General features: G+C 46.5%; 15 protein-coding genes. All 15 read left to right on the top strand.

The annotated features are described in order from the left end of the window. Positions 1 to 182 precede the first annotated feature (182 nt). The 15 genes from EPO18_RS02725 (at position 183) to queE (ending at position 13,007) form a co-directional block, all read left to right on the top strand. On the top strand, positions 183 to 1,250 hold the full coding sequence (locus EPO18_RS02725; RefSeq protein ID WP_292430156.1) for a L,D-transpeptidase family protein: 1,068 nt from the start codon (positions 183 to 185) through the stop codon (positions 1,248 to 1,250). Positions 1,251 to 1,353: 103 nt separating this feature from the next. Continuing rightward, complete coding sequence (gene serA, locus EPO18_RS02720; RefSeq protein ID WP_292430153.1) at positions 1,354 to 2,937, top strand: phosphoglycerate dehydrogenase; 1,584 nt, start codon at positions 1,354 to 1,356, stop codon at positions 2,935 to 2,937. Beyond that, a complete protein-coding gene (locus EPO18_RS02715; protein WP_292430151.1) occupies positions 2,934 to 3,575 on the top strand; it encodes an HAD-IB family phosphatase in 642 nt (213 codons plus the stop codon). Before serA ends, EPO18_RS02715 begins: the two co-directional genes overlap by 4 nt. A 191-nt stretch (positions 3,576 to 3,766) precedes the next feature. Then, positions 3,767 to 4,513 carry a YebC/PmpR family DNA-binding transcriptional regulator gene (locus EPO18_RS02710; RefSeq protein ID WP_292430148.1) on the top strand — a complete coding sequence of 249 codons (747 nt, stop codon included), beginning with the start codon at positions 3,767 to 3,769 and terminating at the stop codon, positions 4,511 to 4,513. A 13-nt stretch (positions 4,514 to 4,526) separates the two neighbouring features. Next, a complete protein-coding gene (gene ruvC / locus EPO18_RS02705) occupies positions 4,527 to 5,027 on the top strand; it encodes a crossover junction endodeoxyribonuclease RuvC (protein ID WP_292430237.1) in 501 nt (166 codons plus the stop codon). Then, complete coding sequence (ruvA, locus tag EPO18_RS02700; RefSeq protein ID WP_292430145.1) at positions 5,024 to 5,626, top strand: Holliday junction branch migration protein RuvA; 603 nt, start codon at positions 5,024 to 5,026, stop codon at positions 5,624 to 5,626. The genes ruvC and ruvA overlap by 4 nt, the downstream gene beginning before the upstream one ends. Next, complete coding sequence (gene ruvB, locus EPO18_RS02695) at positions 5,626 to 6,657, top strand: Holliday junction branch migration DNA helicase RuvB (protein ID WP_292430234.1); 1,032 nt, start codon at positions 5,626 to 5,628, stop codon at positions 6,655 to 6,657. The genes ruvA and ruvB overlap by 1 nt, the downstream gene beginning before the upstream one ends. A 9-nt stretch (positions 6,658 to 6,666) precedes the next feature. Then, entirely contained in the window at positions 6,667 to 7,083 is a 417-nt protein-coding gene (gene ybgC / locus EPO18_RS02690; RefSeq protein WP_292430143.1) for a tol-pal system-associated acyl-CoA thioesterase, read from the top strand. Beyond that, positions 7,073 to 7,750, top strand: coding sequence for a protein TolQ (tolQ, locus tag EPO18_RS02685; protein WP_292430140.1), 678 nt, complete (start codon positions 7,073 to 7,075; stop codon positions 7,748 to 7,750). Before ybgC ends, tolQ begins: the two co-directional genes overlap by 11 nt. 41 nt (positions 7,751 to 7,791) lie before the next feature. Next, positions 7,792 to 8,187 carry a protein TolR gene (gene tolR, locus EPO18_RS02680; RefSeq protein ID WP_292430137.1) on the top strand — a complete coding sequence of 132 codons (396 nt, stop codon included), beginning with the start codon at positions 7,792 to 7,794 and terminating at the stop codon, positions 8,185 to 8,187. 9 nt (positions 8,188 to 8,196) lie between these two features. Beyond that, positions 8,197 to 9,483: a cell envelope integrity protein TolA gene (tolA, locus tag EPO18_RS02675; RefSeq protein ID WP_292430134.1), complete on the top strand. Its 1,287-nt coding sequence runs from the start codon at positions 8,197 to 8,199 to the stop codon at positions 9,481 to 9,483. A gap of 82 nt (positions 9,484 to 9,565) precedes the next feature. Then, positions 9,566 to 10,849: a Tol-Pal system beta propeller repeat protein TolB gene (gene tolB / locus EPO18_RS02670; protein WP_292430131.1), complete on the top strand. Its 1,284-nt coding sequence runs from the start codon at positions 9,566 to 9,568 to the stop codon at positions 10,847 to 10,849. Between the two features lie 57 nt (positions 10,850 to 10,906). Beyond that, on the top strand, positions 10,907 to 11,482 hold the full coding sequence (pal, locus tag EPO18_RS02665; protein ID WP_292430128.1) for a peptidoglycan-associated lipoprotein Pal: 576 nt from the start codon (positions 10,907 to 10,909) through the stop codon (positions 11,480 to 11,482). 2 nt (positions 11,483 to 11,484) lie between these two features. Beyond that, positions 11,485 to 12,363 carry a tol-pal system protein YbgF gene (ybgF, locus tag EPO18_RS02660; protein WP_292430125.1) on the top strand — a complete coding sequence of 293 codons (879 nt, stop codon included), beginning with the start codon at positions 11,485 to 11,487 and terminating at the stop codon, positions 12,361 to 12,363. A gap of 2 nt (positions 12,364 to 12,365) precedes the next feature. Beyond that, positions 12,366 to 13,007, top strand: a complete 642-nt coding sequence (gene queE / locus EPO18_RS02655; RefSeq protein WP_292430123.1) for a 7-carboxy-7-deazaguanine synthase QueE — start codon at positions 12,366 to 12,368, stop codon at positions 13,005 to 13,007. The last annotated feature ends 25 nt before the right edge of the window (positions 13,008 to 13,032 follow it).

Below are 13,032 nucleotides of genomic sequence, written 5' to 3'. Positions count from 1 at the left end.
AGCAAAATTATGCTCGAATTAGCCTCGCATGATAATATAAGCAGTTTATTTAGATTGGCATATCTTGAATGATTGACTAGGGATTGTCTGTCAGTGCGGATTTATCCACACTACAACTAGTAACGCTGGTTGTTGAAGAAAATTTATTATTTTATATTGTATTTTCTGAGAAATTTATTGCAATGAATATTCGCGCACTACTTGCTTTTACTATCTTACTGCTAGCCATTGGCAGTCGGGCTAATGCTACGACCTACACAATGCCGGAAAACAGTAATGATAGCGTTATTACTCAATATCCTGATCATATGCCTATAACTCGCGCGGAACAGGATGAAACTTTACTGGACGTAGCGCGCCGCTTTCTTTTGGGGCAAACTGAAATAGTCAGATTGAATCAGGATGTCGATCGCTGGCTGGTTAGAAAAGGTGAGATTGTTCGTTTATCCAATAGACGTATTTTGCCGGATTCGCCTCATAACGGGATTACTTTAAATATTTCCGAATACCGCATGTATTATTACCCGCCGGCTAAGAAAGGTGAGACACCTCGGCAGGTTATGTCTTACGCACACGGTGTTGGCAGGCAAGATTGGAAGACGCCGTTGGGTAAAACCAAAATTGCGCGAAAAATCATGAATCCTGCATGGCATCCGCCAGAGTCTATAAGACGAGAGCACGCCGCGAATGGCGATCCTTTGCCGGCTATAGTTCCTCCAGGGCCACATAATCCGCTAGGTTCACGAGCTCTGCATCTGGCCCTGCCGGGAGAATATCGTATACATGGTACCGATATTGATAAAATTAATGGCATAGGCATGCAGATAACGCATGGTTGCGTTCGGATGTATCCCGAAGATGTTGAGGAATTATATGATATGGTTTCGGTCGGAACGCCGGTATATATTGTTAAACAGCCGATCAAAATTGGGTGGTTGGACAATGTTCTTTATGTAGAAGCGCATCCTGATCTGGAAGGTGAAGAAACAACGCTGGATCAACGTTTTGCCGTAGCGCTAAGGTTGATTCAAAAGGCCAATAATAATCAGGAACTGCCTGATTTTGATCAAGCGGCTTTAAATAAAGCGCTTAAGGAACAAAGCGGAGATCCAGTGGCAATTTATGAACGCTTACCTCCTTTGGAAGAAGTGGCAGAGTCTATGCCGGCGCAAGCTCCGGCACCAGCAAGTCCATCAGCGTTAAAGCCGGTGCGCAAGCCTTCTCCGGATGGTTATTATCACGGTAACTAAGACAGAGATTGTAAAATCCTTTATAAATGCAGGGTCAACAGCCCTGCGAATAAATCTGTTAAACTATATTTTTTGACGCATAGTCCTTTTCCGGTGTATTCCTTTGAAAAAAATACTTATTTCCGACAAATTAGCAGAAGCTGGCATTAATTATTTAAATGACCAGTCCGGCATACAAATACATATTGAGACCGGGCTTAATGAAGACCAGCTTTGTAACATCATTGGGGATTACGATGCGCTACTGATTCGTAGCGACACTCAGGTGACCAACAAAGTGTTGCAGGTGGCAAAAAACCTTAAGCTGATAGGTCGCGCCGGCATCGGTGTCGATAATGTCGATATACCTGTAGCGACAGAGCTGGGGATTATTGTCATGAATACCCCGGACGCCAATGCGACCACGACTGCCGAATTGGCGATTGCACACATGATGTCGCTGAGCCGGCATTTGCCGACCGCAGACCGCTCGGTTCGCGCCGGAAAATGGGAGCGCTCTAAATTGATGGGATCGGAGATTGCTCATAAAACGCTGGCAATACTCGGTTTCGGCACCATCGGGCGGATTGTCTCGCAGCGCGGTTTGGGCTTGAAAATGCAGGTGATTGCTTATGACCCGTTTGTTGCGCCTGAAATATTCGAAGACCTGGGCGTTGAATCGGTGGGTCTGGATGAATTGGTGACCCGGGCGGACTATTTAACTTTACACTGCCCTTTGATCGAAAAAACCCGCAACGTTATCGGCAGTGCTCAACTGGCGGTCATGAAAAAAGAAGCGATGATTATCAACTGCGCCAGAGGTGGCTTGATTGATGAAGTTGCACTGTATGACGCGTTGAAAAACGGTCGAATAGCCGGTGCGGCGCTTGATGTATACGAAAATGAACCGCCTGCCAATTCGCCGCTGTTGGAGTTGGATAATATCGTTTTTACCCCGCATTTGGGCGCATCGACCAGTGAAGCGCAAGTGGCTGTGAGCGTCGAGATTGCCCGGCAAGCGGTCACGTTTTTAAAAACCGGGGAAGCGGTTAATGCTTTAAACTTGCCCCGGGTTTCTGCGGAAGAGTTGAAAAAATCGCACGAATTTATGACGTTGGCCAATATTCTCGGCAAGGTGCTAGTTGGTCTGGCGACCAAGCCGATAGAAAAGATAGAAGTTGCATTGATGGGTCGAGCGGCAGAAGTCGAGGCGCGTCCGGTTTCAGTTGCTGCATTGATCGGCGTGTTAAGCGGACAATTTTCTACACCGGTCAATCGGGTTAATGCCGAAAACATCGCCAAACGCCAGGGCATTGCTCTGGTTGAATCGAAAACCGAAGAAACTCAAGATTATTTGTCGTTGATCCGGGTTACCGGACATTGTTCAGATCGAGCCATTACGCTGGCTGGGACCTTGCTGGGCGGCAGTCATCCCCGTCTGGTTTGTATAGACCAGTTTGACATTGAAGTGGTGCCCGAAGGAACTTTATTAGTAACCCAGCACGATGACAAACCGGGCGTTATATCGGCAATCAGCAGCGTGCTGGGCAATGCGGATATCAATATCACCAGAATGCAGGTTGGAACGGCGGATGTGCAGCAGCGGGCGATGGCAGTTATCAGCGTTACCGAGCCTTTAACAGGCGATTTGTTGCAGCAATTATGTCATATACCTGCCGTACACAAGGCTATCCAGATTAACCTATGAGTTTTGATGTCATCTGTTTCGATTGCGACAGCACGTTAAGCAAAATAGAAGGTATAGACGAACTTGCCGAACGTGTCGGTCTAGGCGCGGAAATGTCCAGATTGACCGATGCGGCGATGAATGGCGAGGTGCCGCTGGAAGCGGTTTATGAGCGGCGTTTGTCGTTGATCAGGCCGGACCGGGACAGTATCGGCTGGCTTGCGGATTTGTATATTGAGCAGATAGTCGATGGCGTTAAAGAAGTGTTTGATGCTTTAACCTCACCGGACAAGGAGTTGCATATTATCAGTGGCGGAATTCGGCAGGCTATTTTGCCGCTTGCAAGGTATTTAGGCCTATCTGAAACTCAGGTTCATGCTGTCGATATTTACTTCAATGAAGACGGTAGTTATCTTAATTATGACCAAAATTCGCCACTGGCCAGATCGGGCGGAAAAGCCGAGATTTGCAGACGGCTACTTAAGACGCAAGGTTCGCTGGTCATGATAGGTGATGGCAAGACCGACATGGAAGCCAAACAGGCCGGAGCGGTTGTGATCGGCTTTGGCGGTGTGGTTGACAGACAGATTGTTCGTGATCAGGCCGATCTTTACAGCGCTGAATCAAGCTTGGTTTCTATATTGGCGCATATTTTATAAGCTTTGTAGCTACTCAGTCCCATAAAAATACAATGGAACGCAGATGACGCAGATAAATATGATATGCACAGATAGTTGCAAATATTGAAAAATCTTATCTGATCATAATAATCAGCGTCATCAGCGTTCTATTTTTCCTAACTGCTGAGTAATTACGAGCACATATTTAACTGTACTTTAAGAGAGAGACAATGGCAGGGCATAGTAAATGGGCTAATATCAAGCACCGTAAGGCGGGACAGGATGCTAAGCGCGGAAAAATTTTTACTAAGATACTGCGTGAAATAATGGTAGCGGTAAAAACCAGCGGACCGGACGCAGCAAGTAATCCTGCCTTGCGCACTGCGGTAGATAAAGCTTTAGGTGCGAATATGCGCCGGGATACTATTGATACCGCGATTAAAAAAGCATCCGGCGCCTTAGAAGGCGTTAATTACGAAGTTGTTCGATATGAAGGCTACGGACCCGGCGGTACCGCAGTTATGGTCGACTGCCTGACCGACAATCGCAATCGTACTGTCGGTGAAGTCCGTCATGCTTTTTCTAAAGCAGGCGGCAACTTGGGTACAGATGGTTCTGTGGCCTATATGTTCAGTAAAGTAGGAATACTCAGTTATGCGCCTTCTGTTGATGAAGATTCTCTGATGGAAGCGGCACTGGAAGCCGGAGTGGAAGATGTTATTACCCATGATGACGGTTCCGTTGATGTGATGACTACGCCGGAAAATTATCTGGAAGTAAAGGAGGCTTTAGTTGCCTCAGGTTTTGAACCGGATAATGCCGAGATCACGATGCAGGCGGCAACAATGGCCGAGCTGGATGCCGAGTGCGCGGAAAAAATGATGCGTTTGATAGACAGGTTGGAAGATTTGGACGACGTACAGAATGTTTATTCCAATGCGGATATTAGCGATGAAATTATGGAAGGGTTGGATTGATAGTTTACTGTAGCTGATGAGAATTTTAGGGATAGATCCCGGCTCAAGAATAACCGGCTACGGAATTATAGAAAGCTCATTGCACGGTTATAAGTACATAGCCAGCGGCAGTATTCGGATTAATGCCGATTACTTTCCCGATCGGCTCAAACAGATATTTGATGGTATGCTGGAAGTTGTCGAGCGCTATCAACCAGAACAAATGGCCATAGAGCAGGTTTTTATGCATAAAAATGCCGACTCTGCGCTTAAACTCGGTCAAGCCAGAGGAGCGGCGATTTGCGCGGTTCAAACCGCCGGTTTGCCGGTGTTTGAATATGCGGCCCGGCAAGTCAAACAAGCTGTGGTGGGCAAGGGCAGTGCCGAAAAAACTCAGGTTCAGCACATGGTGAAAATTCTGTTAAATATTCAAGGTGATTTACAAGTCGATGCCGGCGATGCGTTGGGTATCAGCATTTGTCATGCCCATTATCAGCAGACTGCGCAACGTTTGCAGCGGGGGCTGTTGCGATGATTGGTTTTCTGCGCGGCAAACTGGTGCTTAAGGCGCCGCCTCTGTTGATGCTGGATGTGGGCGGAGTAGGTTATGAAGTCGAAGCGCCGATGACGACTTTCTATAATCTGCCTGCCATCGGTTCAGAGATAATATTGCATACCCATCTGGTCGTTCGGGAAGATGCGCATATTCTATTCGGGTTTTCAACCGAAGCGGATCGTTCGATGTTCAGAACCTTGATCAAGGTCAATGGCGTCGGACCGAAGTTGGCTTTGACGATCTTGTCAGGACAAAGCGCCGAAGAATTCCATCGCTGTATTTACAATAATGACACTCAGGCATTGGTGCGCTTGCCTGGAGTTGGCAAAAAGACGGCTGAGCGCCTGGTTATTGAAATGAGAGACAGATTGCCCGACTTGGGTGATTCAGTCGGTTTATCAGTGGCGAGTGTCGGTAATGCTCAACTAGCCGGTAACCCAAAGCAGGAAGCCATTAGCGCCTTGTGTTCTCTGGGTTACAAGCCGTTGGATGCCAGTAAAATGGTGCAAAATATCAGTGTTGAAGATAAAAGTTGTGAAGACATTATCAGGCTGGCGCTTCAAGGTACAGTAAGATGATTGATAGTGATCGAATGGTAACCGCCCACAGTCATTCGGATGAAGAGCGCCAGGATCGAGCTATTCGGCCCAAGCGTCTGGCCGATTATATCGGTCAGAAAGAATTGCGCGAGCAAATGGAGATTTTTATCCAAGCGGCCACGGCGCGGCAAGAAGCGCTGGATCATGTGTTAATTTTCGGCCCTCCCGGTTTAGGTAAAACCACATTGGCAAATATCATAGCCGCCGAAATGTGTGTTAAAATTCGTCAAACATCAGGGCCTGTACTTGATAAAGCAGGCGACCTTGCGGCGTTGCTGACTAATCTTGAAGCTCACGATGTGTTGTTTATAGATGAGATACATCGCTTAAGTCCGGCTGTTGAAGAGATCTTATATCCGGCTATGGAAGATTATCAGCTTGACCTTATGATAGGCGAAGGCCCTGCCGCACGTTCCATCAAGCTGGATTTGCCGCCCTTTACCCTAATAGGCGCAACTACCCGCGCCGGTTTGCTGACGTCCCCGTTGCGTGATCGGTTTGGTATTGTTCAGCGGTTGGAGTTCTACACAGTTGATGAGCTGGCGAATATTGTGACGCGTTCAGCCCATGTGCTGGGCATTGCAATGGAACAGCAAGGCGCTTACGAAATAGCCCGCCGTTCTCGCGGTACGCCCCGGATTGCCAATAGATTGTTGCGGCGGGTACGCGACTATGCGGAAGTCAAAGGCAATGGCACGATTACCGGGGAACTGTCCTTTCAGGCTCTAGAAATGTTGAAAGTAGATAGTAACGGATTTGACTCATTAGATCGCAAGCTGCTTATGGCTATGATTGAGGGTTTTGCCGGCGGGCCGGTAGGATTGGATACGTTGGCCGCCGCGATCAGCGAAGAACGGGGCACGATTGAAGATGTTGTGGAACCGTATTTATTGCAACAGGGTTTTATTATGCGTACGCCTCGAGGTCGAGTGGTTACCCAAAATGCTTATTTGCACTTTGGCTTGACGCCTCCAAAGCATTTGGGCCTGTCAGAGGATTTGTTTGAATAATTAAACCATATGAAAAATTTTTTCTGGCCGGTACGGGTTTATTACGAAGACACCGATGCAGGAGGAGTGGTGTTTTATGCCAACTACCTGAAATTTTTCGAACGGGCCAGAACCGAGATGCTCAGGGCGATGGGTTATGAGCAGGATAAACTGATCGCTAATGAAGGCATTATTTTTGTGGTGCGTTCGGTTCAGGTCGATTATTTGAGTCCCGCACGATTTAATGAACAACTGCAAGTTAGCGCGAGGGTGATTTTAGCTAAAAAAGCCAGCCTTACATTCGAGCAAATCATTACACGAGACGACGATGTTTTATGCAAGGGCAGTGTTCGAATTGCCTGTTTGGATGCACAAACCATGCGTCCTAAAGCGATTCCTGAAACCTTATTTATAGTAATTTTAGAGCAAATAGTAAATGAATACTGATTTATCGATTTTCCATTTAGTTAAAGAAGCCAGTTTTGTTGTTCAATTCGTCATGCTGATATTGCTAACTGCATCAATGTCATCATGGACATTCATTTTTACTAAACGCAAAGAGCTTAATCGAGCGGTTGAAATCACCGATGAATTTGAAGAGCAGTTTTGGTCAGGCGTGGTATTGGCCGACCTTTATAGAAAATTGGCAGCCAAGGATTTTGAGCCGGAAGGTATAGAGAAAATATTCCTGGCGGGATATAAAGAATTTTCCCGAATGAGGCAAGCCGGTAATGTAGAGCCCGGAGTACAGGTGGAAAGTGCGCAACGAGTCATGCGCATCGAATTGTCGAGAGAATTGGAACGGCTTGATGAGCATTTGGCATTTCTTGCTACGGTCGGATCGATCAGTCCTTACATCGGTTTGTTCGGCACGGTGTGGGGCATCATGAATTCATTCATGTCGCTAGGTAATGTCAAGCAGGCAACTTTGGCGCAAGTCGCACCGGGGATTGCCGAAGCGTTGATTGCAACAGCTATCGGCCTGTTTGCCGCGATCCCCGCGGTTATTTCCTATAACCGCTTTTCCACTCGACTGGACAGATTGACCGGCCGTTATGAACTGTTTGTTGAAGAGTTCGTCGTGTTGTTACAAAGGCAGGCGCATCAAAAATGAGCGGACCGGAAATAAGCAGAAAAAATGGGCGCAGAAAGCCCATGGCGGAAATCAATGTAGTTCCTTACATTGACGTGACTTTGGTGTTACTGATTATTTTCATGATCACCACGCCGATGTTGCAGACAGGTGTGCAGGTCGAGCTTCCTCAAGCTGAATCTGCAACGGTAGAATCGGAAGGCGATAATTTACCTGTTATTGTGTCGATTAATGAACAGAGTCAATATTTTATTACAATTGATGATAAAGAACCGGAGCAGGTACAGCCAGAAGAGGTAGAAGGCCGGGTAATGGCAGTATTAGCCAACAAACCGAAAACGCAGGTTCTAATCGGAGCTTACAAAGGTATTGATTACGGTGTTGTCGTTACGTTGATGGCGGGATTAAAAAATGCCGGTGTGTCCAGTGTGGGTTTAATGACCAAGTCGAGCGAATAATAAATTTCGATGGATAGTAAAAAGAAATTTTCCTGGCCAATCATTCTGGCTTTGGCTTTGCATCTTACGATATTAGGCCTGTTTGCCTTAAGTGCTCTATTGAAACCCGATAAAACGGAATCGGAGTCCGCGCCTGAAATTATTCATGCTGAAATTGTCGATGAAACTAAAGTTAAGAATCCGGCTGATATCACAGCAGAACCAAAAAAGCAGAATGAAACTCCGGTTGAAGAGAAACTAAAACCGGAAACAGAAACTAATCAGGAAGCCGAACAGGCAGTACAGCAAGCTGAAGAAGAAAAAGCCAAAACCGAAGCAAAACAAGCCGAAATAGCTAAGGCGAAAGCCGAAGCTGCTGCACAGGCCAAGGCAGAAGCAAAGCAAGCCGAGGCTGCAAAAGCGAAGGCAGAGGCCGCCGAGAAAGCCAAGGCTGAAGCAAAGCAGGCCGAAATAGCCAAAGCAAAAGCCGACGCCGCCGCACAGGCCAAAGCAGAAGCAAAGCAAGCCGAGGCCGCAAAAGCGAAGGCAGAGGCCGCCGAGAAAGCCAAGTCTGAAGCAAAGCAGGCCGAAATAGCCAAAGCGAAAGCCGAAGCCGCTGAGCAAGCTAAGGCCGAAGCAAAACAAGCCGAAGTTGCAAAAACGAAGGCAGAAGCCGCCGAACAAGCCAAAGCTGAGGCTGCTAAAGCGAAAGTGGCGGCAGAAAAAGCAAAAGCAGAGGCCGCTGCAAAGGCCAAGGCCGAAGCGGAGCGGGCGGAAGCCGCTAAAGCGAAAGCGGCAGCAGAAAAAGCAAAAGCAGAGGCTGCTGCACAGGCCAAGGCCGAAGCGGAGCGGGCGGAGGCCGCCAAAGCGAAAGCGGCAGCAGAAAAAGCAAAAGCTGAAGCGGCTGCACAAGCCAAAATTGAAGCGGAGCGAGCTGAAGCCGCCAGAGCCAAAGCCGAGGCGGAACAAGCCGAAGCTGCAAGAATGGAGGCAGAGCAAGCGAGAATGGATGCCGAACAAGATCAGTTGGCGATAAAAACAGCAGCTGCTGCCATTCGACAAAAAGTAGCCCGAAGCTGGATTCGACCGGTTTCCGCTTCAGAAGGTTTAAAGTGTACAATTCAGGTCAGATTGATGTCAGATGGTACAGTGATTGATGCCGTTGTTGTTACTTCTAGCGGTGATGAAGTTTTTGATCGGTCAGCGGAAAATGCTGTACACAAAGCATCGCCACTTCCGGTACCTAAAGATAAAGAACTATCTGCTAGAGAATTTAAGTCATTTAAGTTTTTGTTTGATCCGGACCGTTCCAGATAATCCGAAACACGGTATGATTATCAATAAAGATGATATCAATCATTTAATGGCCTTTTTTCAGTTAAGTTACTGAGGTGAACAAGTGAGTTTTTTTAGAAAAGTTTTGTTGATTGGTCTGATTAGTTTCTATGTGCCAAGTAGCTATGCAGAGATGACGATTGAAATTACCGAGGGCATTGAGAGTGCATTGCCTATTTCAGTGGTTCCTTTTGCCATGCAAGGGGCATCGGGCGTTCCGGTTGATGTTAGTTTTGTTGTTGATGCAGACTTAGGGCGTAGTGGTTATTTTAAAACGCTGGACAAGCAAAGTATGCCGGCTAAACCCGGCACTGCGGAAGCTATTCAATTCAAAGACTGGCAGGCTATAGGTCAGAATTACCTGGTTATCGGTCAAGTGATAGAAGACCATGGTCAGTACAATGTCCAGTTTCAGTTATTTGATGTCTATAAGGGCGAACAACTGATGGGTTACCGAATGACATCATCGGCGGGCGATTTGCGTAGAACGGCTCATCATATCAGCGACCTGATCTTTGAGAAATTAACCGGTAAAAAAGGTGTTTTCAGTGGCCGGATTGCGTACATTACCAGCAGCAGACAAGGCAGACAAAGTACCCATAAGCTTCAAGTTTCAGATGCAGACGGATTTAACGCGCAAACTATAGCTTCATCCGTGGAACCGTTGATGTCTCCTGCGTGGTCGCCTGATGGCAGAAAAATAGCCTACGTGTCGTTTGAGAAAAAATCAGCCGCAATTTATATTCAGACCTTGGCTACCGGCGAAAGAGTCAGAGTTGCCGAATTTCCGGGCATCAATGGCGCACCTTCATGGTCGCCCGATGGGGGGAAATTGGCTCTGACTTTATCTAAAGATGGCAATCCCGATATTTTTGTCTTAAATCTGGTAACGCGTACTTTAACTAAATTAACTAAAAGTTTTGCGATTGATACCGAGCCAACTTGGTCTCCTGATGGCAGTAGTATTGTTTTTACCTCGGACCGGGGCGGGAAACCACAGTTATATATTATGTCAAGCCAAGGTGGAGATGAAAAAAGGCTGACTTTTTCAGGTGCTTATAATGCAAGGGCCAGTTTTTCACCGGATGGCAGAAACATAGCCATGGTACACGGGAATGGCAGTGATTTTCGTATTGCCGTTATGGATATGGCAACTAAGTCAGTTAATGTAATCACTGATGGCCGATCAGATGAATCACCAAGTTTTGCCCCGAACGGCAGTATGATTTTATACGCTTCCCGAAAAGGTAATGCTGGCTACTTATCGGCTGTATCATTGGATGGTAAAATGCAACAGAAGCTGGTATTTGATAGCAATGAAATTCGTGAACCGGCATGGTCACCCTAGTTCGATTGAGTGCGACAGATTTTTTATAAAATTAATAACTATTTTTTGGAATTAAAAATGAAATTGAATAAAACAGTATTGGCATTGGCTATAAGCGCGGTAATTCTATCCGGTTGCAGTGAAGATGAAAAAGATGCGAGTCTTACCGACGGCAGTCAAAATGCTGCGAGTGGTATTAACGATGCGTCAACCAGAGGCTTAAATAATGGATCAGGATTGTCCGGGTCAGAAATGAATGCTTCGGGAATGTATCCTAATGCAGGCATAGGCCCTGAATTTAGCGATCCGAACAACCCGTTGTCAAAAAGCACTATTTATTTTATGTTGGATAGCAGCCAGGTTCAGGATGATTTTGTTCCGGTAATTGCAGCGCATGCACAATATTTGATGGCACATCCTGACCAACGCGTTGTTATGGAAGGTCATGGTGATGAACGAGGTTCGCGCGAGTACAACATTGCATTAGGTGAGCAACGCGCAAAATCCATAGTCAGTATGATGAAAGTTCAAGGTGTTTCGCAAAGCCAACTAGATACCGTTAGTTACGGCGAAGAAAAGCCCGCATCATTAGGACACGACGAAGCATCCTGGGAGCTTAATCGTCGCGTTGAGATAGTTTACCAAGGTAAATAAAAATGAAAGCTCGTCTTATCATGCTGCTGTGTGTTTGTAGCGCTGTTAATGCGGATCCTTTACCGCCAGTCGTTGATAATTCCATGTACCCAGCGAGTGAGGCCAATACTGTAAAGCCTTCATCAACCAATGCGCTGTATGAAATGATGGGGCGACTGGAGCAACTGCAAGCTGAAATGCAGCAACTCACAGGCAAAGTAGAAGAGCAGGCAAATCTTATTGCCGAGATGAAAAAATCTCAAAGCACGATGTATTCTGATTTTGATGAGCGGATGCAAGGTCTTGAGAAAAAAGCTGAAGGTGTTAAACCGGCGACCGTTGAAAGTCCCCAAACGCAGGGGGAGGCGGTTGCATCTGAAGCAAAGGCGGCTGAAACTCCAGTTGCGGCTCCTGCAGTGCCGGAGGTTAAGCAGACTCCAGTACAAAAAACGGATACTGTGCAAGTTTCAGGTGAAGCTTCCGCTCCTGCTAACGCCCCTCGCCTACCTCCTGTAGGCGACGATAAGCAGCAATATCAACAAGCCTATGAAGCGCTTAGAAACGGACATAACGCTCAGGCAATTGCTGAATTCAATGCATTGCTGGGTAAAAATCCGAAAGGCGAGTATGCAAATAATGCCCAATATTGGCTAGGTGAAGCCTATAGAGTCAATCAGGATATTGATTCGGCGCGCAAAGCCTTCAATAGCGTAATTGAAAATTATCCGGGCAGCTCTAAAGTGCCTGATGCTTTGTTAAAATTAGGCACTATCGAGGTTGAGCAAAAAAATCCGGTTAAGGCTCGTGAATATTTAACGCGAGTCACTACGGATTTTCCCGGCTCGACAGCGGCGCGTCTGGCGACCAAGAAATTACTTCTGCTTGAAGATGTTAAACAGTAGTTGTGAGTTTGTTACGAATCACTGAAATTTTTTATTCGATACAGGGCGAGTCGAATACGGTAGGCCTACCCACCGTATTTGTTCGACTCACCGGTTGTCCATTAAGATGCGTCTATTGCGATACAGCCTACGCTTTTACAGGCGGTAAAAAAATAGAAATAGATGCGGTTATTGCGGAAGTTGAACAATACGGAGCCCGCTATATTACAGTAACGGGCGGCGAGCCTTTGGCACAGCCGGGTTGTCTTGAGTTAATGACCAAGTTGGCCGACAAAGGTTATGTTGTCTCGCTTGAAACCAGCGGTGCGCTTGATGTGTCGAAAGTCGATCCGCGTATTGTTAAAGTTATGGACCTTAAAACACCCAGCTCAGGTGAATTAAGCAGAAACTTTTATCAAAATATCGAATATCTAACTGCAAAAGACCAAGTTAAGTTTGTTATCGGTAATGATAAGGACTATGATTGGTCAAAATCCGTTTTAATTGAATATGATTTGCCTAATCGCTGTGAGATATTATTTTCACCGGTGATGGGGCAGCAAAATCCAACCGAACTTGCCGAAAAAATTCTAAAAGACAGATTACCTGTCCGTTTTCAACTTCAACTCCATAAATTACTCTGGGATGATGCCCAAGGTAAGTAAGCCCCGATACATCTACTACGCTCAG

Source organism: Methylobacter sp., from assembly GCF_004322395.1.
In the GTDB taxonomy this organism is placed as follows: Bacteria; Pseudomonadota; Gammaproteobacteria; order Methylococcales; family Methylomonadaceae; genus Methylobacter_A.
The sequence above is the reverse complement of the archived record's forward strand: the minus strand, read 5'-3'. Positions and strand labels throughout refer to the sequence as shown.